The following is a 24,522-nucleotide window of genomic DNA, read 5'->3' on the forward strand; positions in this document are numbered from 1 at the left end:
GTGCGTGTCCTCGGCATCGATCCTGGCAGCCGTCACCTCGGGTGGGGCGTGCTCGAGCGCGTCGGCACGCGGGTCGAGCACGTCGCCCACGGCGTCATCGACGTCGACCTCGACGGCACCTTCGCCGACCGCCTCGTCGACATCGACGACCGCCTCGGCGAGGTCATCACGCAGTACGCGCCCTCGCACGCCGCGGTCGAGAGCATCTTCTTCTCCAAGGACGCGCAGAGCGCGGCCAAACTCGGCCATGCGCGCGGCGTCGTCCTGCTCCGGCTCGCCCGCGCTTCGCTCCAGACGTCCGAGTACCCGCCTGCGCTCGTGAAGCGCACCGTCGCGGGCAAGGGCGCGGCGGACAAGCGCCAGGTGGCCATGGTGGTGACGGCCATCCTCCGGCTCGGCACGCCGCCCCGGTCGGATGCCGCCGACGCGCTCGCCATCGCGCTCACGCACTGCAACGTCGTGGGTTTCCAGACGGCCCTCGCCGCTTCTGCGCCCGCCCGCCCGGGTCGACGACGCGCGAACGTCCCGTGATCTTGCATCGCCTCGGGGCGGCCTGCGTCCAACCCCGCGGCACCCTCGGTCCGGCCAACTACGCGGAACAGGAAGAAAATGATGCGTAAGGTAAGGTTTCTCTCGATCCCCTCCCTCCTCGCGGCCTGCGCCGTGGTCCCTGCTCTGCTGCTCTGCTCGACCGACGGCTACACCCAGGCCGCCGCGCCCGCCGCCCCTGCGGCGGCCCCTGCGAAGGGCCCCACGGCCGAAGAGATCGGCCGCCGCGTCCAGGCGTTCTACGACTCCACGAAGACCTTCAAGGCCACGTTCGCGCAGACCTATACGATCAAGGTCCAGAACGTGAAGAAGGAGTCGAAGGGCACGGTCACCTTCGAGAAGCCCGGCAAGATGAGCTGGGTGTACGACGCGCCGAACGGCAACCGCGTCGTGTCCGACGGCAAGGTGATCCGCGTCTACGAGAAAGAAAACGAGCAGATGTTCGAGACGCCGGTCAAAAACTCGCAATACCCGGCGGCGCTCGCGTTCCTCATGGGCACCGGGCAGCTCGTGAAGGATTTCAACCTGAAGCTGCTCGACGCCGCGCAGATGAAGTTCGAGGGCGGATACGTGCTCGAGGGCACGCCGAAAGACGCGACGCCCGCCTACCAGAAGGTGCTCCTCTACGTCGACGCGCAGACGAACCAGGTTCGCCGCGTCCTCATCCTCGACGCGCAGGGCAACAAGAACCGCTTCGACTTCAGCGCCCCCGTCGTGAACCAGCCCGTCGCCAAGGGCGAGTTCGACTTCACGCCGCCGCCCGGCACGCGCGTCCTCAAGCCTTGACGCATGTCGCCGGAAACCATGCAACCGGACGGAATTTCTGGTACATCCAGAGTTGTTGGAGGTGCGATGAACGCGCATAGCTGGATGGGTCGCGGGATGCTTTCGGTCGCCTTTGCGCTGCTCTTCGCGGCGTGTGGTGGCCCGCTCGAGTACATGGCCAAGGGCACGCCGCGCGCGCCCGACGCCGACGCGAAGATCGTGGCCGAGGTCAACAGCAGCACGGTTCTGACCACCGTGAGCATCGAGGCGGAGCACCTCGCGCCTCCCGATCGGCTCATGCCGGGCGCCACGGCGTACGTCGTGTGGGCCCGCAAGGACTCGAGCAGCCAGTGGCAGCGCATCGGGTCGCTCGCGTACAACGCCGACAAGCGGACGGGCTCTCTGCCCACGGCGACGGTGCCGCTCACGAGCTTCGAGCTCATCGTGAGCGCCGAGCAACAGAACGCGCCGACGTCGCCCTCTCCGCACGTCGTGATCCAGCAGAAGATCGCCGACTGACCTCGCGCTCGCGACGGCACAGACGGTAGGATGAACGAACGCCCGGCGCTCTTGCGTCGGGCGTTCCGCCATGAACAACCCCTACGGACCGCCGCGCGGGCCCTACGGCCACGCTCCCTACCCGCAGCAGCAGCAACCACGATATCCCGGCCCGGCGCCCTATACGCCCCAAGGCTACGGCGCGCCGCAGCCTCCGCTGCCCGCGGAGCCCGATCCGGACAAGCGCCGCCGCGCGGTGGGGCTCTCGCTCTGGATCCTCGGCATGGTGGCGGGCGTCGTGCTGAACCTCCTCTTCCAGACGGCGGAGATCTTCCTGTCGAAGGCGCCGGGGCGCATGTTCTCGGCGGTCCTGACGGGCGCGCTCCTCGCGTTCGTGCCGCTCGGCTTCTACCTCTTCGTGCCCATGGTGCTCGATCGGTACGATCCCGAGCCGTGGTGGTGCCTCGCGATGGCGTTCCTCTGGGGCGCGGTCGTCGCCACGGGCTTCGCCGGGATGATCAACACGGGCGTGCACCTCGTCGCCGCGGGCATCTTCCCGAAGGGCTCGGCCATCCCGGGCTTCTTGACGACCGTGGTGAGCGCGCCGCTCTCCGAAGAGCTCTTCAAAGGGCTCGCGATCCTGGGCTTTTTCTACTTCCTCCGGCGCGAGTTCGACGGCGTCGTCGACGGCATCATCTACGCGACGTTCTGCGCGCTCGGGTTCGCCGCGGTCGAGAACGTCAGTTATTACGCCCGCGCGGACATGGCCGATCAGCTCGGCGCGACGTTCTTCATTCGCGGCGTCCTCGCGCCGTGGGGGCACCCGCTCTACACGTCGATGACCGGCATCGGGTTCGGCATCGCGCGCGAGTCGAGCAAGACGTGGGTGCGCTGGCTCGCGCCGATCGGCGGGTTTTTCCTGGGCGTCTTCCTGCACGCGCTCTGGAACTTCGTGCCCACGGTCATCCCCGACGCGTTCGTCATCATGCTGCTCTTCTGGCTGCTCTTCGTGGCGATGTTTTTCTGCATCATCATCGCCCTCGTCATCCGCAAGGGCCGCACGATCCGCAATTTCCTCCGCGACGAGGTGTTGCTCGGCAACCTGACGAAGGAGGAGCTCGAGCTCGTCTGCTCGCCCGTCGGGCGCATCCAGTGCACGTTCTCGTGGCGCGGCGCCGAGGGGCGCGCGTTCATCCGCGCCGCGTCGCGGCTCGCGCTCAGCAAGTGGCACACCGCGCGCGCGATGAAGGGGCAGAAGCGCACGATCAGCGCCGATTTCATCGGCCCGCTCCGCCGCGAGGTCGCGACCTTGCGCGCCGCGCTCCGCGCCAAAGCTCCCCGCTGAAAAGCTCTCGACACCTCCCATTCACGAATTCGTCACGCGGGGGCCGTCCTCGCCGTTTCGACACGTCCCATTCACGGATTCGTCACGTGTCGCGCATTTCCCAGCCAACCTGCAACACGGGCTTCATCAGGCCGTAACAGGGAGACGATAGACACGGGGGCGATGGCACGCATCCTGGTCGTCGAGGACGAGCCTGCGCTCCTCAAGGTGCTCGATTACAATTTCCGGCAGGCGGGGCACGAGGTGCTGCTCGCGGCGCGCGGCGAGGAGGGGATCCGGCTCGCGCGCGAGCGGCGCCCAGACGTCATCCTGCTCGACATGATGCTGCCCGACATCCAGGGCACCGAAGTGTGCCGGAGCCTGCAGCAGAGCGAGGAGACCCGCGAGACCCCCGTCGTCATCGTCTCGGCGCGCGGGGACGAGGTCGACCGGGTCGTCGGCTTCGAGCTAGGCGCCGTCGATTACGTGGTGAAGCCTTTCAGCGTCCGCGAGCTCATGCTGCGCGTGCAGGCGATCCTGCGGCGGGTGAAGGCGCGGACGACCGAGCGTCGCGTCCTGCAATTCGGCCGGCTGCGCATCGACGACGAGGCGCACCGCGTGTGGGTCGACGGCGTCGAGATCGAGCTCACCTTGCTCGAGTTCAAGCTCCTGCTCGCGCTGTACGAGAATCGCGAGCGCGTGCAGACGCGCGGCGCGCTGCTCGAAGGTGTGTGGGGCATGGACGTCGATATCACGACCCGCACCGTCGATACGCACGTGAAGCGGCTCCGTGACAAGCTCGGGCCCGCCGGCGACTACGTGCAGACGGTCCGGGGGATCGGGTATCGATTCGGTGGATCGCCCGAGCTGCCCGGCTCGCACCCCGATTGAAAAATGCGTCATGCGGCGCGCACGTGATCGTTTCGCGACGTTCACGAGGTTGTCACGAACGATCGTCAATGTGGGGGCCGAGGAAAGACGGCAATGGGCTTCGAGGCGTGGAGCGTCGGGGAGACGGATCCCGGGCGCGGCAAGCGGCTTCTGATCGGATACGCGACGGCGGTCGCCATTTGCACGGCCGTCGGCGTCGTCGGCGCGACCATGAAATCGAGCGCGCCCGCCGTGGAAGAAGAGGAGGAGGTCGTCGCCGTCGAGCTCACGCCCACCGTGGAGCCGCCGAAACCGCCGCCTCCGCCGCCGCCCGTGGACGCCGCGCCCAGGGCGCCCGAGCCGCCCGGCCCGAAACACAAGCCGATCGCCGTGCCCGTGGAAGTGCCGACGGAAATGCCCAAGGAGGCGGATCCGAGCAAGGCGAAGGCCGGCAATGACGAGTATGGGGAGGGCTCGGGCGAAGGCTTTGGCGGGACGCCCGGCGGAACGGGGACCGCGACGGCCGCGGCAGCGCCGCCGCCTCCACCGCCGCCGCCTCCACCGCCGCCGCCTCCGCCCAAAGCGGCGGGGCCCATCGTCCTCGGCGAGGACGGCACGCCGCCGTCGCCGATATCGAAGCCGCAGCCTCCTTATCCCGAGGACCTGAAGAGCCAGGGGATCGAGGGCACGGTCATCGTGCGGTTCGTCGTGACAGAGTCGGGAGACGTCTCGAACGTGACGGTCGTGCGAGGGGACGCGCGGCTCGCCGCGCACGTCGTCGCGACCGTGAAGACGTGGCGATTCAAGCCAGCCGTGGTCGATGGCCGCCCCGTGGCCACGTACCAGAACGCAAGGTTCAATTTCAAGATCAAGACCTAGTTCGTCGGGCATTCCCGTTCGACAAGGAGCAAAACCATGCAATTCGATCTCGCGCATATCTGGGCGAGCATGGGCCTCGTCTCGAAGCTCATCGCTTTCGGGCTCGTGCTCATGGGGATCGCGAGCATCGCGGTCGTGGTCGAGCGGATGATCGCGCTCGCGCGCATGAACGCCGAGACCAGGGTGTTCGTGAAGGAGGCGCAGCCGCTGCTCGATACGTGGGACACGGAGGCGCTCCTCCGCGTCGCGGACCGATATCGCCTCTCCGCGCTCGCGCGGCTCGTCGCCTCGGCGATGCGGCGATTCCTCCGCGCCGAGAGCGAGGACGCGGGCAATCTGACGCCGGTCGAGCTCGCGCGGCGCGAGGTCGAGCGCAAGCGCGAGGCGCTCTCGGCCGACCTCCGGCGCGGGCTCTCGGTGCTCGCCTCGGTCGGCTCGGTCGCGCCATTCGTGGGGCTCCTCGGCACCGTCGTCGGCATCATCACGGCGTTCCAGAGCATTGCGACGACGGGCTCGGGCGGGCTCGGCGCCGTGAGCGCGGGTATCGCGGAGGCGCTCATCGAGACGGCGCTCGGCCTCTCGGTGGCCATTCCGGCGGTGCTCTTCTTCAATTACCTGACGGGCAAGATCACGGCGGTCGAGGCGGCGCTCGAGCGGAGCGCGGGCGAATTGCTCGACGACATGGAGAACCAGCATGGGCGCGCGAGCGAAGAGCGCATCATCGAAGAAGCTGCCTGAGCCGGACATCAACATCACGCCGCTCGTCGACGTGGTCCTGGTGCTGCTCATCATCTTCATGGTCATCGCGCCGGATCTCGAGCATGGCGAGCGCGTGGAATTGCCGAGCGTGATTCAGCCGGACGAGAACAAATCGAAGCTCGACCCGATCACGGTGACGCTCACGGCGCGCGGCAGTCTCTTCATCGAAAAAGAGGTCCTCGCGGACGTGCCGGCGCTCGAGGCGCGATTGAAGTCGATGCACGACGCGGAGCCGGAGCGGCGCGTCGTCCTCAAGGGGGACGCCACGGTGCAATACGCGAAGATGCGTGATGCGTTCGCCGCGTGCCAGCGCGCCGGCTACACGGGCATTGCGCTCAGCGTGAGCCAAAAAGGCAAGGGCGCGGGGGAGGAGAGCTAGCCATGGCGATGAACGTCTCCTCGGGCGGGAAAAAAGGCGCCGTCGCGCCCACGATGAACGTGACGCCGCTCGTCGACGTGGTCCTCGTGCTGCTCATCATCTTCATGGTGGTGACGCCGCTCTTGAGCAAGCAGATCTGGCTGAACCTGCCGAAGAAAGACGACGACGCGAAGAACGAGCCGCCGCCCCCGGACGCGGACAAACCCGTGGTGCTCACGGTGGACACGAAGGGCGCGATCCGCATCAACCAGACCGAGGTCTCGCGCGCCGAGCTGCGAGATCGCCTCACGCGGATCTTCGCGGCGCGCGCCGACAAGCTCCTCTACTTCGACGCGGCCGACGACGCGCCGTACGGGATCACCGTCGAGGTGATGGATATCGCGAAGAGGGGCGGCGCCAAGGGCATTGCAATCTTGACCGAGAAGCTCGGCGGCTGATTTCCCCATGCGAAAAACCATTGTGACTCTCGCCTCGGCGCTCACGCTCTCCCTGCCGGCGCTCGCGCTGGCCCAGGAGGGCGCGGACGAGGCGCTCCTCGGCGAGGAGGATCCGTCTCGCCCCGCGCCCGCCGGAAAAGGCGTCGTCTGGGGCGTCGTCACGGACGCGAAGACGAAGGAGCCCGTGATCGACGCGCAGGTCTCAGTTGTCGGGACGAACAAGAAGGTCATCGCGGATTTCGACGGTCGATTCCGGCTGGAGCTTCCGCCCGGCAATTACGAGCTGCGCGTCTTTTATCAGCTCTACAAGGCGCAGCGTTTGCAGAACGTGCGCGTCACCGCGGGCACGGTCGAGAAGCTCGACGTCGCGCTGTCGACCGAGGAGGCCAAGCAGGAGATCGTGGTCGAGATCGAGGCGGACCCGGATCGGGCCTCGGCCGCGGCGCAGACGCTGCTCCGGAAGAACGCGGCGCACACGGGCGACGCGGTGAGCGCGCAGGAGATCGCGCGGACGCCGGATCGCAATGCGGCGGACGCGGCGCGGCGCGTGGTCGGCGCGTCCGTCGTCGGGCAACGGTACGTGTACGTGCGCGGCCTCGGCGATCGATACACGAATGCGCTCTTGAACGGCGTGCCGCTGCCGAGCCCCGAGCCGGATCGGCAGGCTGTGCCGTTCGATCTGTTCCCGACGACGGTCCTCAGCGATCTGACGATCATCAAGACGTTCACGCCCGACATGCCGGGCGATTTCACGGGCGGCTCGGTGCGCGTCACGACGCGCGAATTGCCCGAGAAGTTCACGATCAGCGGCACGTTGTACCTCGGGGTCAATACGGAGACGACGTTCCGCGATCGGCTCACGTACGCGGGCGGCGGGACCGATTTTCTCGGCATCGACGACGGGACGCGCGCGCTGCCGCCGAACTTCCCGACCGATTACAAGGCCGCCAAGGGGGCCGAGAAGCCGGACGGCTCGCTCGTCTCGTCGCGCGAGGTGAACGAGCTCGGGCGCGCCTTGAACAAGCCGATGACGACGACGCGGACGATGACGCTGCCGAACATGAGCGGCAACCTCACGCTCGGCAATACGCACAGGTTCGGTCAGGACCACGAGCTCGGATACATGGCGGCGCTGACGTACGGGCGGCGATTCCAGATCCGGCGGGAAGGCGTCCTCGGGACCGTGACGATCGATCCCAACGTGTCGAACGAGCTCGAATCGCAAAACTACTACAGCTTCGAGAACGGCGTCGACGTGGTATCGTGGGGCGGTTTCGCGGGGCTCACCTACAGGTACGCGAAGGACCACAAGGTCACGCTGCTCGGCCTGCACAGCCGCTCGTCGGAGAGCGAGGCGCGCGAGATCGCCGGGCACGCCGAGGAAGGCGGCGCGGGGCGTCTCGCCTACGATACGCGGCTCCGCTTCGCGAGCCGCTCGCTCACCTTCGGTCAGCTCGCGGGCGAGCACAAGCTTCGCAATGCGAACGACGCGACGCTCGAATGGAACCTGACGACGTCCCTCGCGACGAGCGACGAGCCGGGCACGCGCCAGAACGTCTACCTGCAGGACAACGACCGGAAGGCGTGGCAGAGCACGACGCTCTCCGGGCTGCATTTTTATGCAAACCAGGCCGAGACGGCCATCGGCGGCGCCCTCCATTACACGCAGCCGATCCGGAGGGGCGACACGCCCGTGCGCGTGAAGGTCGGCGGGCTCGCGCAGGTCCGCGATCGCGCCTTCGACGCGCGGCGCCTGCGGTACATCCCGATCGCGCAGACGCCGGAGGAGGCGGCGGCCTATTCGTTGCCGCCGGATCAGCTCTTCACGAGCGAGTACATCGGACGCGCCCTCACCCTCGACGAATACACGCGGCCGAGCGATTCCTACGACGCCACGCAGCGCACGTTCGCGGGGTATTTCATGACGGACGCCTCGCTCCGGCCGTGGATGCGCGTCGTGCTCGGCGCTCGTGTGGAGGCCTCGTCCCAGCGGCTCGATACGTTCGATTCGTCGACGGGTTTGCCGCGCCAGGTCGATCTTTCCACGACGGACCTGCTCCCCTCGCTCGGGCTCGTCTTCAAGACGAGCGATCGGTCGAACCTGCGCGCCTCCGTGACGCGCACGGTCGCGCGCCCGCAGCTCCGCGAGCTCGCGCCGTTCTCGTTCACCGATTACTTCGGTGCCCGCGAGATGCAGGGCAACCCCGATCTCGACCGCACGACGATCGTGAACGCCGACCTGCGCTTCGAGTTTTTCCCGACGCTCGCCGAGGTCGCGGCGATCAGCGTGTTCTACAAGGATTTTTCCAAGCCGATCGAGCAGATCATCATCCCCTCGAACCGGGGCATCGTGTCGTACCAGAACGCGAAGGGCGCGCAAAACGCGGGCATCGAGCTCGAATTGCGGAAGAACCTCGGCTTCGTGAGCCCGGCCATCGCCGATCTCGGCGTGCTCGCGAACCTGACGCTCGTGCATTCGCGCGTCGCGCTCGACGACGAGGGGACGAGCGTGCAGACGAACAACGTCCGCCCGCTCGCGGGGCAATCGCCCTACGTGGTGAACGCGGGCCTCGATTATGCGAACGACAAGCGCGGCACACGCGTCCGCGTGCTTTACAACATCTACGGCCGGAGGATCTCGCAGGTGGGATCGCTCGGCTTGCCGGACGTGTACGAGCAGCCGCGCCATCTGCTCGACGTGACCGTCGCGCAGCGCATCGGCAAATACGTGGACCTCAAGCTCTCGGCGGAGAACATCCTCCTCGCGCCCGTCGTGTTCACGCAGGGGCCGAACGTGGAAAACGTCTTCCACCAGGATATCCCCAATCTGACGAACGTCGTGGAGCAATTCCAGCCCGGCGCGACGTTCACTTTGAGCGCCACGATCACGAATTGACAGGCTGTCGCAAGATCGTCACGCCTGCCCTGCAATGGCGTCACGCAGCACGACCAGAATGCGCGGGCGGAGGAATCAAAGGACATGCGATCGAAGGTATTGCTTGCGACGAGCGCGCTCTTTGCGGCCAGCCTCATGGGCTGCGGTGGGGACGAGACCGGACAAACCCCGTCGCCTCCCGCGAAGAACAACGAGATCCCGACGAGCATCTCGTCCGATCTGACGCTGACGGCCGACCAGGACTGGATCTTGAAGGGAATCGTGCACGTGCGCGCAGGCGCGACGCTCACGATCGAGCCGGGCACCACGATCAAGGGCGACAAGTCCACGCTCGGGACACTCGTCATTGACCCGGGCGCCCGTATTGACGCCGAAGGCACGAAGGACGAGCCCATCGTCTTCACGAGCCGCGCCGAGCCCGGCGACCGCGCCGCCGGCGACTGGGGCGGCGTCATCCTTCTCGGAAAAGCTCCGATCAACGTGCCCGGTGGAAAAGCGAACGTCGAGGGAATCGAGGCGACCGCGGAGACCGAATACGGCGGGACCGACCCGGCCGATGATAGCGGCGTGCTGAAGTACGTCCGGATCGAGTTCGGCGGAATTCTTCTTTCGACGGACAACGAGATCAACGGGCTCACGCTCGCCGGCGTCGGCAGCGGAACGACCATCGATTACGTCCAGGTCCGCTACACGCTCGACGATTGTTTCGAATTCTTCGGCGGCACGGTGAACGCGAAGCACCTGGTCTGCACGTACAACCAGGACGACGGGATCGATTGGGATCTCGGGTACACCGGAAAGCTCCAGTTCGTCGTGGTCCAGCAAGATCCGGCCGCGGTCGACGACACGAACGGCTTCGAGGGAGACAACGACGCGATGGGCACGACGAACGCGCCGCTCTCCGAGCCCACGATTTACAACGCGACGCTCGTCGGCAAGAACGTGGACGTGGACAAGCAGCAGTACGCGATGCTGCTGCGGCGCGCGACGAAGGCGAGCCTGTACAACATCGTCGCCACGGGCTTCGAGGCAGGCGTCGACATCCGCGACGCGGCCACCTCCGCGAAGCTCGAAGGGTCCATCTTCCACGGAAATCTCGCGCAAAACGTCGCCTACGTGGAGACGGCCGACGGCATGGGCTCCGAGAAGGACGACGACATGGGCTTCGACGAGGTCAAGTGGTTCACCGACGGCGGCAACGCCGAGGTCGACCCGCTGCTTGTCGCGCCCTACGATCGCGAAGCGCCGGATTTCCGGCCGAAGGCAACGCTCACGACCGGAGCTGCGACGCCGCCGAGCGACGGCTTCTTCGACACGAAGGCGAGCTACGTGGGCGCGTTCTCGCAAGACGACACGTGGCTCGACGGCGCCTGGATCTCGTTCACGCCGAACTAGCCGAAAAAGCTCCGAAGAGCCCGCCTGCCGCGCGGTCGCGTCCGCACGCTCGCGCCCGTGGATCGCTCTTTGCGTGCGCGCCCCCGAGTGCGTTCGGCGATCATGAAGTGGCGCGCCCTCGCCCGAGGGCGCGCGCCATTGGGACATGCTGGCAAGCCCTCTGGGCGCGCGGTGCACAGCGCACAGCGCCTCAGGGTCGAGGTGGCCGGGCTCTTCGGAGAGCCCGTGCGCGCGAGGCGGATCGAGCGCGCCCTGGGCGAGTTGCCGGGCGTGAGCGAGGCGCGAGCCAACGAGCACACGGGCACGGTGCTCTGCGTGCTCGCGCCAAACGCGGAGACGACGCGCGCGGAAGTGCTGTCGATCCTGGCAGAACACGAGGACTCGCAAGGGCCGCCGCCGCCCTCGCTGTCGCGGATCGCCGAGAGCGCGGCCGCGTCGATGCGCGACATGATCCGCGCGTACGGGGCGAACGGCAGCGCCGACGACGATGACGACACGACCCCGGCGACGCCTTGGCACGCGCACTCGATCGAGGAGCTCACGCAGGCTTTTTCGGTCGATCTGCAGCGCGGGCTCGCGGCGACCGAGGCGTACCGGATCCTGCGCGAGGTCGGCCCGAACGTGCTCGCGGGCATCGCGCCGCGCACGTCGCTCGAGATCCTCGCAGGCCAGGTCTTCACGGTGCCGACGGCGCTGCTCGCGGGCGCCGCGGGCCTGTCGGTGCTGCTCGGCGATCTGCTGGAAGCAGGCGCGATCCTGCTCGTCGTGGGCTCGAACGTGGTCGTCGGATATTTCACGGAGTCACGCGCGGAGGAGCTGCTCGACGCGTGGAGCAAGTTCCGCGTGGAGTGGGCGCGTGTGCTGCGCGATGGCGTGGAGACGACCGTCGCGGCGAGCGACGTCGTCCCGGGCGACGTGCTCTGCGTGCGTGCCGGCGACGCGATCGCGGCGGATGCGCGGATCGTGGAGGCCACGGATCTGACGGTCGACGAGAGCACGCTGACGGGCGAGAGCGAGCCGGCGGAGAAGGGGACGGCCGCGGTGGTCGAGGGCGCGCCGGTCGCGGACCGCGACGACATGCTCTACGCGGGCACGGTCGTCGCGACGGGGAGCGCGCGTGCGATCGTCGTGGCGACGGGCAGGGCGACGGAGCTCGGCGCGATCCAGCGCGCGCTGTCGCACACGGCCGATCGCGCAGCTCCGCTCGAGCAGCAGCTCGATCAGCTCGGGCGCAGGGTGGCGGCGCTCGCGCTCGGGAGCTCGATCGCGGTGACGGCGCTCGGTCTTCTGCGCGGCCAGCCGCTCGCGGCGCTCGCGCGATCCGCCGTGGCGCTCGGCGTGGCGGCGATCCCCGAGGGGTTCCCCGCGGTCGGGACGACGGCGCTCGCGCTCGCGAGCCAGAGGCTCAACCGCAAGGGCATCGTGATCCGCAGGCTCGCGGCGGCCGAGACGCTCGGCGCGGTGGGCGTGGTTTGCGCGGACAAGACGGGGACGTTGACCGAGAACCGCATGCGCGTCGCGGAGGTGTTTCTGCCGGGCGAGGGGCTCGTGCGGGTCGAGTACGGCGCGCCGTCGGGCGAGAACGGCGCGCCTCCGTCGCTCGGGCTCGTCGGCGAAGATGGGCAGCGCGTGCCGGTCTCGTCGCTGCGCGAGATCGGGCGCATCGCGGCGCTGAACGCGGACGTGGAGCTCGACGAGCGCGACGCGGTCACGAGCGGCAGCGGCACGGAGCGGGCGCTCGTCGAGTTCGCGATGGCGATCGGCTACCCGGTGCGGCGTCGAAGAGGCGCGGCGAAGCGTGTGCGCGAGGAGCGCCGCAGCGCGGAGCGGCCGTTCATGGTCACGGTGCACGAGCACCCGGATCTCGGCCGGATCGAGCTCGTGAAGGGCGCGCCCGAGCCGGTGATCGAGCGCGCGAGCGTCGAGCCGTCCGAGCGCGCGCGCCTGCTCGCGATGAACGAAGCGATGGCGTCGCGGGGCCTGCGCGTGCTCGCGCTCGCGTGGCGGAAGGACGGCGAGCCACTTCAACGCGCGGGGCGACGCGCGGACGGGCCGAGCCACGCCTCGAACCCCGAGCAGACGCCCGAAGCGCCGCTCGTGCTCGCGGGCCTCGTGGGGATGCGGGATCCGCCGCGACGCGGGGTGCGCGAGGCGCTCGCGGTGCTGGCGGGCGCAGGCGTGCGGACGATGATGCTGACGGGCGATCAGGCGCGGACCGCGCAGGCGATCGGGGCCGAGCTCGGGATCGGTCCAGCCAACGTCTACAGCCGCGTGACGCCCGAGGCGAAGCTCGACGTCGTGCGCGAGCTGCAAGACGGCGGCGCGATCGTGGCGATGACGGGCGACGGCGTGAACGACGGCCCGGCGCTGAAGGCCGCGGACGTCGGCGTGGCGATGGGCGAGCGCGGGACGGACATCGCGCGCGCGGTCGCGGACGTGGTGCTCGCGCACGACGACCTCGGCAGCCTCGCCGACGCGGTGAGCGAGGGCCGACGGCTCTACGACAACGTGCGGCGCGCGATCGAGTACCTCGTCGCGACGAACGCGAGCGAGGTGATGGTCATGCTCGCGGGCTCGGTCGTCGGCGCCGAGCCGCTCGGGCCGCTGCAGCTGCTCTGGATCAACATGCTGACGGACGTCGCGCCCGCGCTCGCGCTGGCGATCGAGCCCGCGGACGCGGACGTGATGCGCAGGCCCCCGCGTGATCCGCAGGCGCCGCTCTTCGGGCCGGCGCGTGGAAAGAAGCTCGCGCGCGAGGCCTCGAAGATGGCGGCGATCTCGCTCGCCGCCTACGGCATCGGAGCGCTCGGCCCCGGGGCGAGCTTGCCGCGGGCGCGCACGATGTCGTTCGCGTCGCTCGTCGTGGCGCAGCTCCTTCACGCGCGGTCGTGTCGATCGAGCGGCTCGCAGCCGAACCCGGAGCTAGACCGCGCGCTCGCGGCGAGCCTCGGCTTGCAGGCGGTGGCCCTCGGTCTGCCCGGCCTGCGCCGCGTGCTCGGCACGACGCCGCTCGGCCCGATCGATCTCTCGATCGCGGTGCTGCTCGGCCTGCTCCCGACGCTCGCGCGGGAAGGGAAGTCGCTGTTCAACCCGGAGGCTCCGATCGTGGTGGAGCGACGCGACATGGCGGCGGGATCGACCTTGATCGGAGCGGACGATCGGCGCGCGCCGGTGGACTGGGCGTCTTCGCCCGTGATGTTCGAGGAGGAAGCTCGTCGATGAAATTTCATACGCCATCGTTCATTCTCGGCTTTGGGAGCGCGGTCGTCGTGATGGGGACCGCGCGCCGGCTCAAGCCCGCGGTCGTGGAGATCGGGGCGCTCGGCCTGCACCTGGCGCACCTCGGCCGGGCCGTCCTGGAGCGGCAACGCGAGCACGCGGAGGACCTCTGGGCCGAGGTCGAGGAGCGCGCGCGTCACATGCGAAAGGCGCCGCGTCGCGCTCGCGCGGGCGCGACGACCGGCAACGGCAAACACGTGCCGAGCGCGGCGGGCGCGCAGGCCAACGCTGCATCGCACTGAGCGACGTCGAGCGAGAGGGAAGGGGAGGAGAGACGTGATACCCAGCGAGCAGTGGAGTGAGCTCGTCCATAGCCTTCCGCGCCGCGTGCGGCTGCGGTCGCGCGCGATCGTGGGCAACCGCGACGCGTGCGTGCGCCTCGCGGAGAAGCTCGCGATGATGGATCCGAGCTGCGAGCGCGTGGAGGTGCGGCCGTGGACGGGCTCGGTGATCGTGGAGCGCGAGGAAGGGACGCTCGACGCCGAGGCCGTGCGCGAGATGCTGGAGCGCCTCGTGGCCGAGGAGCGCGACGAGCAGGGCCGCAAGTTGACCGACATCGGCCACGACGCCCTGCCAGGCCCGACGCGCGTGGCGAAGGCCGTGGCGCACGCGTTCGCGGAGATCAACAGCGACGTGCGGAGCGCGCTCGATCACCGCGCGGATCTCGGGACGCTGATGCCGGTCTTGTTCTTCTCGCTCGGCCTCGTCGAGATCGGCGTGTCGCGGAAGCTGCCGGCGCCAGCCTGGTTCAACCTGGTCTGGTGGTCGATCCGGTCGTTCATGACGTTCAACGCCGGAGCAGTGGAGCAGGAGGGGAAGGCGGTGGCCGCCGACGGAGGGCTGGACTAGCGGCTACGGCATGCGCTCCGCGTTCCCTGCGCTCGCATGCCTCGCCCTTCTCCTCCCCGCCTGCGGCTCCCACGCCGAAACCCAGCCCCTCGTCGTCGACCCGCTCCCTCCGCGCCGCGGCCGCTCCTCCGCGCCCGCTTCCGCCTCCGCAGCCGCCTCCGCACCCACCTCCGCTGCCGCGCTCGCGCCCGCGCCCGTGCCCGATCCCGAGGCCGCGCGCCTCTTCCTCGAACGTTACGCCGCGCCCGCGCTCCCGCTCCTGCCCGACGTTCGCCCCTCGCGTGTCCTCGGGCTCGCCTTTGATGGCTCGGTGCGCGGCGAGACGGCGGGCATGTCCGCGGAGGGAGCGCGCTTCGGCGCGACGCTCGCCGAGGGAGAGCGCGCGTGGGTGCCGGTCTCGTATCCGGTCGGCGCTTGCGTCACCGTCGTCGCGCAGGGCGGCATCGGCGTCGTCGAGGTCGACCTCTTCCTCACCACGAGCGGACCCGCGCCCGTGCGCATCGTCGCGCAGGATGCGCGCACGGGGCCGACCGCCGTCATCGGCGGCAAGGATGACTGCTTCCTGCTCCTCGAACCCTTCATCGGCAACCTTTCGGTCTCCGTGCGCAAGGGCTCCGGCATGGTGCTCGTCCAGCAGTTCCGACCCGTCACGCGCGATCGTTGAGACGAACGATTTCACGCAACACGCGCCGCGCGCCGTCGATGGACGCGCGTGCCTCCCTCCATCGTCCTCGCGCCCGACGCGCCTGCGTATCCCGCCGTCCTCCGTGCCCTCGCCACCCCCGAGCGAGCCCCGCCGACCTTGTACCTCCGCGGCGCCCTTCCCAGCTTGCCCGGCGTCGCCGTCGTCGGCCGCCGCGCAGCCAGCGCCGAGGCGCGCGCCTTCACGCGCACACTCGTCCGCGACCTCGTCTCCGCCGGTTTCGCGATCTGGTCGGGCGGCGCGTTCGGCGTCGACGCGGCTGCGCACGAGGCTGCCCTCGAAGCCGGCGGCCTGACCGTCGTCGTCACGGGCGCTGGGCTCGACTGCCCGTACCCGCTCGAACATGTGCCCCTCTTCGATCGTGTCCTCGCCGCGGGCGGCGCGCTGCTCTCGCGCTTGCCCGACACGAGCCCCCCGCGCCCTCAGCATTTTCTCGCGCGAAACCACGTGCTTGCTGCGCTCACGCTCGCGACCGTCGTCGTCGAGGCGGGCTTCAAGAGTGGCGCTCGTTCGGCGGCTGCGGCCGCGCGCAAGCTCGGCCGACCGCTCGGCGTCGTGCCGCATCCTCCGTGGTCGGAGGCTGGCGCGGGCTGCGCGGAGGAGCTAGCCATGGGGGCCCGCGCGGTCACCTGTGCGGCGGACGTCCTCGGCGCCGTGGGTCACGGCCCTGCTCCTCGCAGAAGGCGCGCGGAGACGGAGCCGAGGCTCCCCGCTCGGGGTCTTCCCCTCCCGTTCGAGGGGACCTTCGGCCCTCTCGGCGCTCTCGAAAAGACCGTTCTTGGTGTTTTGGGGGACACCCCGACGCATCTAGACGTGATCTGCGATACGGTCGGGGCGCCTCTTCCTGCGGTCGCTGGGGCGCTCTTGACGTTGACACTACAGGCCGTAGTAGTAGAGGGCCCCGCCGGCTCCTACCGGCGGGGCAATCGCTAGATGGGCCCACCTGCTCGGTTTGCGAGCCGAGCGGGCCCACCGGTTTTTCCCCTCGTCCTCACGCAATTTGCTCGATCAGAAGGTGGTGATGGCCAAGACGCTCGTCATCGTGGAGTCGCCGGCCAAGGCGAAGACGATCAAGAAGTACCTCGGCTCGGGGTACGACGTCGTCGCCTCCAAGGGGCATTTGAAGGATCTGCCCAAGAACCAGAACGCCGTCGACGTCGCGAACGACTTCACCGAGAAGTACGAGGTCATCGTCGGGAAGGAGAAAGTCCTCCAGGAGCTGAAGGACGCGGCCAAGAAGGTGGACGCGGTGCTCCTGGCGACCGACCCTGATCGCGAGGGCGAGGCGATCGCTTGGCACATCCTCGAGGAGATCCAGGACGACAAGCTCCGGGTCGAGCGCGTGGAGTTCCACGAGATCACGAAGAAAGGCGTCGACCACGGCGTCCAGCACCCCCGGCCGCTCGACATCAACCTCTACGATGCCCAGCGCGCTCGCCGCGTGCTCGATCGCATCGTGGGCTACGACGTCTCGGCGCTCGTCTGGTCGAAGCTCGCGTTCGGCTTGTCCGCCGGTCGCGTGCAGTCGGTCGCGCTGCGCCTGATCGTCGACCGCGAGCGTGAGATCGAGGCGTTCGTCCCCGAGGAGTACTGGAACGTCTCGGCCGGACTCTCGGCGCCGAGCGGCGCGGCCTTCGTGGCCAAGCTCGCCGCGGCCGAGGGCGAGAAGTTCGAGGTGAAGAACGGCGAGACGGCGGCCTTCGTGCGCGCCGATCTCGAGAGCGCGAGCTGCAAGGTCGCGAAGGTCACGCGCCGCGAGCAGAAGCGCAACCCGCCTGCGCCGTACACGACCTCGAAGCTCCAGCAGGACGCGACGAACATCCTGCATTTCGGCACGAAGCGCACGATGCAGGTCGCGCAGGGGCTCTACGAAGGCGTCGACCTCAAGCAGGACGGCGGCCCGGTCGGTCTCATCACCTACATCCGTACCGACTCGACGCGCGTCAGCGACGACGCCATCGCCGAGGTGCGCCAGGCGATCGAGAAGCGTTACGGCAAGTCGTTTGTCCCCGACAAACCGAACGTCTACAAGTCCAAGAAGAACGCGCAGGACGCGCACGAGGCGATCCGCCCGACGGACGTCAACATCCATCCGGAGTCGGTCAAGAAGCACCTCAAGGACGAGCAGTACAAGCTGTACAAGCTCATCTGGAACCGCTTCGTCGCCTCGCAGATGACGCCTGCGGTCTACGATCGGACGACGGTCGAGATCCAGGCCGAGCCGACGCGCGGCGACGCGTCTCGCAAGTCGTACATGCTCCGCTCGACGGGGCGCGTGCTCAAGGACAAGGGCTGGCTCGAGGTCACCGAGGGGCAGCGCGACTTCGCGGGCGAGGAAGACGCCGCGGCGGACGGCGAGGCCCCGGAGCCCACGGCCGCGGCGAAGGCCGCGCCGGTCGAGGAGGACAGCGATGCGCTCCTGCCCGAGATGAACGAGGGCGACGTGATTCGTCTCTCGACGACGCCCGGCGTGGTGACGGAGCAGAAGTTCACGCAGCCGCCGCCGCGCTACAACGAAGGCTCGCTCGTGCGTGAGCTCGAGAAGCGCGGCATCGGCCGGCCGTCGACGTACGCCGAGATCATCAGCAAGGTGCAGCAGCGCGCCTACGTGGAGAAGCTCCCGGGCGGCGCGTTCCAGCCGACGCAGCTCGGCAAGTTCGTGGTCGAGGGCCTCGTGCGCTCGAACCTCGACTTCATGGATCCGAACTTCACCGCGCAGATGGAGGAGGAGCTCGACGAGGTCGGCGCCGGCAAGATCAAGCGCGAGCAGCTCCTCAAGAAGTTCTACAAGCGCTTCCGCCAGCAGCTCGAGCCGGCGAAGAAGCTCGCTTCGTGGAAGCCGCCGTCGGAGAAGACGGGCATCCCCTGCGAGGAGTGCGGCGAAGGGGAGATGATCAAGAAGTGGGGCAAGAACGGCTACTTCTTGAGCTGCAGCCGCTACCCCAAGTGCAAGGCCACGCGCGACCTTTCGAACAGCGCGCAGGCCGTGCGCGAGACGGACATCACCTGCGACAAGTGCGGCAAGCCCATGGTGATCCGCACCGGCCGTTACGGTGACTTCCTCTCCTGCACGGGTTATCCGGGCTGCAAGAACGCGCGCCCCGTGCCTCTCGGCGTCGCCTGCCCGCAGTGCGGCGGCGACATCATCGAGGTCCGGCCGCGCAAGAAGGGCGGGCGCACGTTCTACGGCTGCTCGAACTTCAACGCCGAGCAGAAGTGCGACTTCAAGCTCTGGGCGAAGCCCGTCGCCACCCCGTGCCCGACCTGCGGCGCCAAGTTCCTGACCCGCACGGCCGGCAAGAAGCCGATGCTCGTCTGCGCGACGAAGGACTGCGGCTTCAAGCAAGAGGTGCCCGAGGAGGACGAGGCGGGCCTCGCCGGCGCCGCGCCGGAAGGCGCCGCCGCCGGGGACGAGGGCGAAGGCGGATCGGCCGAGGCCGACGCGCCGTCCGAGCCCAAGGCCGCGCCCAAGGCCAAGGCCGAGCCCAAGCCCGCGCCCAAGGCCGAGGCGAAGCCCAAGGCCGCGGCGAAGACCGCCGAGAAGAAGGGCGCCACGAAGACGCCGTCGAAGTCGAAGAGCAACGGCCGCGCCTCGGCCTAGTCACCCCCTCCCTCCCCCAAGGCGCGCCCGTTTGTCGCGGCGCGCCTCTCATCCCCCGACACCATGACCGAAGCTCGTCCCCACGACGTCACCATCGTCGGCGCCGGCCTGGCCGGCTGCGAAGCCGCCTTTCAGCTTGCCGAGCGCGGCTTTGCCGTGCGCCTGCTCGAGATGAAGCCAGCGCGCCGCACGCCCGCGCAGACGAGCGATTTCTTCGCTGAGCTCGTCTGCTCGAACTCCCTGCGCGGCGCCGCGCTCGCGAACGCCGTCGGCTTGCTCAAGGAAGAGCTTCGCCGCGTCGGCTCGCTCCTCATGCGCGTCGCCGATCGCACGGCCGTTCCGGCGGGCGGCGCGCTCGCCGTGGATCGCGAGCTCTTCGGCGCCGAGATGACGAAGACCATGCGCGAGCACCCGCGCATCACGGTCGAGGCCCGCGAGGTCACCGAGATCCCCGCGGATCGCCCCGTCATCCTCGCGACCGGCCCGCTCACCGCGGACGCGCTCGCCTCCGCGATCGCCGAGGCCGTCGGCACGAAGCACCTCGCCTACTACGACGCGATCGCGCCCATCCTGAGCGCCGAGTCGATCAACTGGTCGAAGGTGTGGAAGCAGTCGCGCTGGGGCAAAGGCACGGCCGAGCGCGCGCAGGAGCCCGGCCGCAAGATGATGGCCGAGGACGCCGAGGAGAGCGGCGACGAGGCGTACGTCAACTGTCCCTTCGACGAGGAGACGTACCGCGCGTTCGTCGCGGCGCTCGTCGCGGCGGAGAAGGTCGCGCCGCGCGAGTTCGAGGACGTGCGTTACTTCGAGGGCTGCTTGCCTTGCGAGGTCATGGCCGAGCGCGGCGAGCGCACGCTCGCGTACGGGCCGATGAAGCCCGTCGGGCTCGTCGATCCACGCACGGGCCGGCGGCCGCACGCCGTGATCCAGCTCCGGGCCGAGGACGCGGCCGCGACGGCGTACAACATGGTGGGTTTTCAGACCCGCATGAAGTACCCCGAGCAACTGCGCGTCTTCCGCATGGTCCCGGGCCTCGAAGAGGCGGAGTTTCTGCGGTTCGGCTCGGTGCATCGCAACACGTTCGTCGACGCGCCGCGCGTGCTCGGTCCTGGGATGGAGATGCGGAGCTTGCCGGGCGTCTTCCTCGCGGGTCAGGTCGCGGGCGTCGAGGGCTACGTGGAGAGCGCGGCGGCGGGGTTTGTCTGCGCGGTGCTCCTCGCGCAGAGGCTCGCGGGCAAACCGCTCGCGCCGCCGCCGAAGACGACGGCGCTCGGCGGCATCCTCACGCACCTCGGCCGCGAACAACCCTCGTATCAGCCCTCGAACATCACGTGGGCGCACCTGCCGCCGCTCGAAGGCACGAAGTCGAAGCTCGCGAAGCGCGCGCGGTACGAGGCGATGGCCGAGCGCGCGCTCGCCGATCTCGATCCCTGGAAAAACCAGGCCCTCTGATCACGCCCTGATCACGCCCTGATCACGCCCGGGCATACGCGCGTTTGGCGCGGGCGGAGGGGTGTATCGTCCGGGCATACCGCCGTATTGGCGGGGCATATTCGCGCCGTGTTGCAGGGACGAACGCGGTTTCGATCCCCTAGACGAAAAAGCGATAGATTTCCGCGAATTGGCCGGTTCATCCGGGAAATGCCGTCGGGAGTCTGGCATTCTACCTCCGGCGTTCCGGAACCTCCTTAATCGATAACACTGGCCGGACCGACAGACAGGCGGCAACGACCCGCGTAGTGTCCTTTCTCGTCGCGGTTGCGGCGATTCGGAAATGCGCAGGTGGCGCGTTTCTGCGCACGTCGGCGCGTTTCGGCGGATCTTCAATCGCCCCGGACGGCCATCGCGGCTTCTTCTTGGAGGGGACTTCGATGATGAACGTGGAGCAGGCGATCGCCGAGGTCGCGAACGTGTACCAATCGCTCACCGGGCACGCCATCAAGCCGGGACGTTATGAGCTCCCGCCGGAGGTGGATCCCATGGGGCAGGCCGAGAGCAATTATCGGCAATTCAAGGCGCTCCTCGAGCAGAAGGCGCGCGCCTCGGCGGAGCCGCGCGGCAAAACCGAGCCCGCATTCGCGCCTCCGTGCGATGTCGTCGAGCTCGAGCGCGAGGTGCGCGTGATGGTGGACGTCCCCGGCTGCGTGCGCGAGCAGCTCGCCGTGTCGGTGACCGGCGACGCGCTCACGATTCGCGGCGAGCGCGTGTCGATGCGGGCTGCGGCGGCGGGAATGATGCGACTGGAAGAGCGGCGCAAGGGGCCGATCCTCCGGACGATCGCGCTGCCGCCGCGGGCGCGGCGCGACGGGATCGAGGCGACGCTGCGCGACGGCGTCCTCACGGTCACGATTCCCACGGATGGCCAAGGGACCGACGCGACCGAGGTCCCGATCGACGTGAAATGAGTTTTTCGGGGGCGGGGCATTCGAGCTTCGCGCCCCCGGCAAGGATTTCTGGCGCTGCGCGCTGGAAAGGTAGTGCCGCGTCGGAGCATAGGGCTCCGGGGCGGAGATTGTGCACGAGCCCTGATTCAGGGGGGTACGAACATGGATCACAAGACCTACGAGATCAACAACCTGCGCGTCCTCAATGATTACCTCGCCCAGACGATCGAGGTCCTGGCGCGCACGCAGCGGATCGGCCTGAATCGCGACTTCAGCCGCGACATGACCGGCGGCATCGGGCTCTCCCACACCCAGTTCGGCCCGACCCCGTTCGGCGTGCCGGTGCAGGGCATGGATCCCCGGACCGTGGATTACACGGCCGGCCTCGGGCACACGCCGTACGGCGTGTATCCGTACAACTATGCCATGCAGGGAGTCCCGACATGGACGGGCCAGCCCGTGGGCGCGCTGCCGACGAGCATCGATCCGTTCTACGCGCAGCGCAGCGGCCTGAGCCACACGACGGGCACGCCGTGGACGGGCTGGAACCCCCTCGCGGCCGAGATCGTGCGGCAGCGTGAGATCGCGCGTCAGCAGTACGAGGCCTGGTGCCGCTCCTGCTCGTCGTTCGGTTTCTGATCGAAGCGCATTGAGGCGGGAGACGGGCCCTCTTCGGCCGGTCTCCCGGCGCGCCAAACGCGCCGCTGGGTCTGGGCCGCCGTCACCTTTCGCGTGACGGCGGCCGAGGCCCATTTCTGTTTTGTCGCCGCGGCCGCGGCCGCGCCAGGAAGGCGCAGAGCCCGCATGCCTGCGGGGGGTTTTCACACGAGCTCGGGGAAAATCGTCTCGAGGACCTCGTCGAGCGTCCGCGCGAAGAAGACCATGCTCTCGGCGATCTTGCGCGGCACGCGCTCGGCGTGCGCCACGTCGTCCCGATTCTGCGCGGGGAGCACGATGCGCGAGAGACGACGCTCGTAGGCGCCCTCGATCTTCGCGTCGACGTCGCCGATGCGGCCGAGCGACACGACGTCGTGCGCGTCGCAGATGACGGCGCCGGAGAATGCCACGTCGCCCGGCGCGGAGAAGCCGAGCATCACGCTCGCGAATGCGATGGCGATCGGCAGGCCGGCGCTGTCGCCCGACGAGGGCTCGTCGTCTTTCGTGAAACGAAGGAGAAAACGGCGATCGTCGAGCTCGGGATCGACGCGGTGAGGATAACGGGACCGGACGAAGGCGCGCACGGCCAGGAAGATCGAGGCCGCGCGGGCGCGCAGGTCGGGCGCGACCGAGCCGAGCACGTCCTTTTCGTCGAGGCCTCCGCGGCCTCGTTTCGTGCGCCGGCTGTCGACCCAGAGCTCGTGAATCACGCCGCGCACGTCCCCGCCGCGTCGCAATGCAGCGGCGGCGAGCACATAGGGGCGCGGCGCGCGCGCGCCTTCCGCGAGGGCGCGCGCATGGGCCTCGTAGCGCGCCTTCGCGTCGAGCTCGCCCCGCGCCTCGGCCACGCGGGCGAGCGAGAGCACGGCCGCGTGATCCTCCGGGTGCGCTTTGCGCCGCGCCCGCAGCACCGACGCCGCCTCCGCGAGCCGCTCCGGCGAAACGAGCGCCTCGCGCGCGTCCTCCGCATTCGCGTCCTCGCGGCCGAGCAGGCGCGTGAGCGCCGCGGCGTCCGGCCGATCGAGCCCCGCGACCGCGCGCCGCCGGGCCGAACGCGCGCGCTCGTGCGCCCCGCTCACCTCGAGCGCGTCCGCGAAATAGAGCAAATCGATGGACGTGGTTCGTCCTTCGTTTTCGAGCTCCGCGTACATGGCCTCCGCGCGCGCCGCGTCGCCGGCCCAGAGCGCGAGCGCAGCGGCGCGCCTTCGGTGCTCGGGGCGCTTTCGATCGCGGATCCGATCGAAGAGGTGCTGGACGGCCCGATGCCCGAACGGCAAAACGGACAAACCCTCCGGCGGCACGTAAGCGGTCGGCAAGGCGCGCGCGGCCTCGCGGAGTGACAGCACGTGCATGCGACGGCGAAACACGTCCAGGTATCTCGCCTCGAAGAGCTCGGCGAGGCGGGCATGCCCGAGCTTGCCCACGAGCCGCGCGATACGCCGGAGCAGCGTGGGGCGCCGCGTGACGAGGTAGGCATATCGCACGGCCCGGAGCGCGCGGCGGATCCGCTCGGGTGTCCCTTCTCGTTCGTACAGGAGCGAAAGGCATAACAATCGCTCCACGTCGCTCGCGAGCCCCGGCTCGTCGGCGAGGCGCTCCAGCGTGGCGATCGCGCCGCGCACGTCCTGCGCCTGCTCCAGCAAGAAAGCCCGCTCCAGCATCGCGAGCTTGTAGACGCTGCGCGCCTCGGAGCGCGCCCGCGCCGCGACCCGATCCACGATCCGCAGCGCGCCCTGCAAATTGCCCCCGAATGCCACGCGAAACGCGTGCTCGAGCTCGGACAAACCCGTCGTCGACCCCGCCTCGGCGGCGATGTGCGGCGCGCGGGCCGAGGGCGACTCTTCTCGCATGCTCGCCTCGAAGAGCCGCCCGAGCGTGGCCAGCGTCGAAGGCTCGCCGCCGGCCCGGGCCGCCATCTCCGTGTGCAGCGTGATCGCCGCGCCGAGCTCGCCGCGCGTGTGATGAATCGCCGCGAGCAGCCCCAGGGCTGCCTCGTCGTCGGGCGCGAGCGCGAGCGCCGCGTGCGCCTCCACCTCGGCGCGATCCGACAGGCGCGCCTCGAACGACAGCCGCGCCACCACGATGTGCGCCTCGGCGCGCCGCCGGAGCGGCTCTTTGCGCGTGCGCCGCGGCGGATCCACGAGCTCCATTTCGAGCAGGTGTCCGAGCTGGCGCAAGAGCTCGTCGTCGAGGCCTTCGGAGGCCAGGGCGGCGTCGAGCTCTCGTCCCTCGCCGGTCTCCGAAGGGGGACCGGCTGCCTGGTGTTTGTCCCGCGACATCCCGCTTTCAGCGCTCGTG

General features: G+C 69.2%; 21 protein-coding genes. 20 read left to right on the forward strand and 1 reads right to left on the reverse strand.

Features of this window, described 5'->3' with window-relative positions; genetic code table 11:
- The 20 genes from ruvC (at position 1) to QHF85_RS15100 (ending at position 22,206) form a co-directional block, all read left to right on the forward strand.
- Positions 1-531: a crossover junction endodeoxyribonuclease RuvC gene (gene ruvC, locus QHF85_RS15005; protein ID WP_281327853.1), complete on the forward strand. Its 531-nt coding sequence runs from the start codon at positions 1-3 to the stop codon at positions 529-531.
- A gap of 78 nt (positions 532-609) precedes the next feature.
- Complete coding sequence (locus tag QHF85_RS15010; RefSeq protein WP_281327854.1) at positions 610-1,335, forward strand: outer membrane lipoprotein carrier protein LolA; 726 nt, start codon at positions 610-612, stop codon at positions 1,333-1,335.
- Between the two features lie 96 nt (positions 1,336-1,431).
- Positions 1,432-1,833 (forward strand): hypothetical protein, encoded by a 402-nt coding sequence (locus QHF85_RS15015; RefSeq protein WP_281327855.1) that lies wholly within the window; start codon positions 1,432-1,434, stop codon positions 1,831-1,833.
- A 70-nt stretch (positions 1,834-1,903) separates the two neighbouring features.
- Positions 1,904-3,157, forward strand: coding sequence for a PrsW family glutamic-type intramembrane protease (locus QHF85_RS15020; protein ID WP_281327856.1), 1,254 nt, complete (start codon positions 1,904-1,906; stop codon positions 3,155-3,157).
- Between the two features lie 162 nt (positions 3,158-3,319).
- Complete coding sequence (locus QHF85_RS15025) at positions 3,320-4,027, forward strand: response regulator (RefSeq protein ID WP_281327857.1); 708 nt, start codon at positions 3,320-3,322, stop codon at positions 4,025-4,027.
- Between the two features lie 93 nt (positions 4,028-4,120).
- On the forward strand, positions 4,121-4,885 hold the full coding sequence (locus QHF85_RS15030; RefSeq protein ID WP_281327858.1) for an energy transducer TonB: 765 nt from the start codon (positions 4,121-4,123) through the stop codon (positions 4,883-4,885).
- Between the two features lie 36 nt (positions 4,886-4,921).
- Entirely contained in the window at positions 4,922-5,623 is a 702-nt protein-coding gene (locus QHF85_RS15035) for a MotA/TolQ/ExbB proton channel family protein (RefSeq protein WP_281327859.1), read from the forward strand.
- On the forward strand, positions 5,580-6,023 hold the full coding sequence (locus QHF85_RS15040) for a biopolymer transporter ExbD (protein WP_281327860.1): 444 nt from the start codon (positions 5,580-5,582) through the stop codon (positions 6,021-6,023). Before QHF85_RS15035 ends, QHF85_RS15040 begins: the two co-directional genes overlap by 44 nt.
- Before the next feature lie 2 nt (positions 6,024-6,025).
- Complete coding sequence (locus QHF85_RS15045; protein WP_281327861.1) at positions 6,026-6,460, forward strand: biopolymer transporter ExbD; 435 nt, start codon at positions 6,026-6,028, stop codon at positions 6,458-6,460.
- A 7-nt stretch (positions 6,461-6,467) separates the two neighbouring features.
- Positions 6,468-9,356 (forward strand): TonB-dependent receptor, encoded by a 2,889-nt coding sequence (locus tag QHF85_RS15050; protein ID WP_281327862.1) that lies wholly within the window; start codon positions 6,468-6,470, stop codon positions 9,354-9,356.
- 84 nt (positions 9,357-9,440) lie between these two features.
- Positions 9,441-10,751: a hypothetical protein gene (locus tag QHF85_RS15055; RefSeq protein WP_281327863.1), complete on the forward strand. Its 1,311-nt coding sequence runs from the start codon at positions 9,441-9,443 to the stop codon at positions 10,749-10,751.
- A gap of 225 nt (positions 10,752-10,976) precedes the next feature.
- Positions 10,977-13,973, forward strand: a complete 2,997-nt coding sequence (locus tag QHF85_RS15060) for a cation-transporting P-type ATPase (protein ID WP_281327864.1) — start codon at positions 10,977-10,979, stop codon at positions 13,971-13,973.
- Positions 13,970-14,272 (forward strand): hypothetical protein, encoded by a 303-nt coding sequence (locus QHF85_RS15065; RefSeq protein WP_281327865.1) that lies wholly within the window; start codon positions 13,970-13,972, stop codon positions 14,270-14,272. The genes QHF85_RS15060 and QHF85_RS15065 overlap by 4 nt, the downstream gene beginning before the upstream one ends.
- A 34-nt stretch (positions 14,273-14,306) precedes the next feature.
- Positions 14,307-14,879, forward strand: a complete 573-nt coding sequence (locus QHF85_RS15070) for an HMA2 domain-containing protein (RefSeq protein ID WP_281327866.1) — start codon at positions 14,307-14,309, stop codon at positions 14,877-14,879.
- Positions 14,880-14,889: 10 nt separating this feature from the next.
- On the forward strand, positions 14,890-15,543 hold the full coding sequence (locus tag QHF85_RS15075) for a hypothetical protein (RefSeq protein ID WP_281327867.1): 654 nt from the start codon (positions 14,890-14,892) through the stop codon (positions 15,541-15,543).
- 48 nt (positions 15,544-15,591) lie between these two features.
- Positions 15,592-16,515, forward strand: a complete 924-nt coding sequence (locus QHF85_RS15080) for a DNA-processing protein DprA (RefSeq protein WP_281327868.1) — start codon at positions 15,592-15,594, stop codon at positions 16,513-16,515.
- A gap of 88 nt (positions 16,516-16,603) precedes the next feature.
- Positions 16,604-19,183, forward strand: coding sequence for a type I DNA topoisomerase (gene topA, locus QHF85_RS15085; RefSeq protein ID WP_281327869.1), 2,580 nt, complete (start codon positions 16,604-16,606; stop codon positions 19,181-19,183).
- 63 nt (positions 19,184-19,246) lie between these two features.
- Positions 19,247-20,635: a methylenetetrahydrofolate--tRNA-(uracil(54)-C(5))-methyltransferase (FADH(2)-oxidizing) TrmFO gene (gene trmFO, locus QHF85_RS15090; RefSeq protein WP_281327870.1), complete on the forward strand. Its 1,389-nt coding sequence runs from the start codon at positions 19,247-19,249 to the stop codon at positions 20,633-20,635.
- Between the two features lie 419 nt (positions 20,636-21,054).
- A complete protein-coding gene (locus tag QHF85_RS15095; RefSeq protein ID WP_281327871.1) occupies positions 21,055-21,588 on the forward strand; it encodes an Hsp20/alpha crystallin family protein in 534 nt (177 codons plus the stop codon).
- 141 nt (positions 21,589-21,729) lie between these two features.
- The gene (locus QHF85_RS15100) at positions 21,730-22,206 is read left to right on the forward strand and encodes a hypothetical protein (RefSeq protein WP_281327872.1); all 477 of its coding nucleotides are present in this window, start codon (positions 21,730-21,732) and stop codon (positions 22,204-22,206) included.
- A gap of 182 nt (positions 22,207-22,388) precedes the next feature.
- On the opposite strand, the gene QHF85_RS15105 is transcribed toward QHF85_RS15100, so the two are convergent.
- Positions 22,389-24,503 (reverse strand): S16 family serine protease, encoded by a 2,115-nt coding sequence (locus tag QHF85_RS15105; RefSeq protein ID WP_281327873.1) that lies wholly within the window; start codon positions 24,501-24,503, stop codon positions 22,389-22,391.
- Between the last annotated feature and the right edge of the window lie 19 nt (positions 24,504-24,522).

The sequence above is a fragment of the Polyangium sp. 6x1 genome (assembly GCF_029946515.1).
In the GTDB taxonomy this organism is placed as follows: Bacteria; Myxococcota_A; Polyangia; order Polyangiales; family Polyangiaceae; genus Polyangium.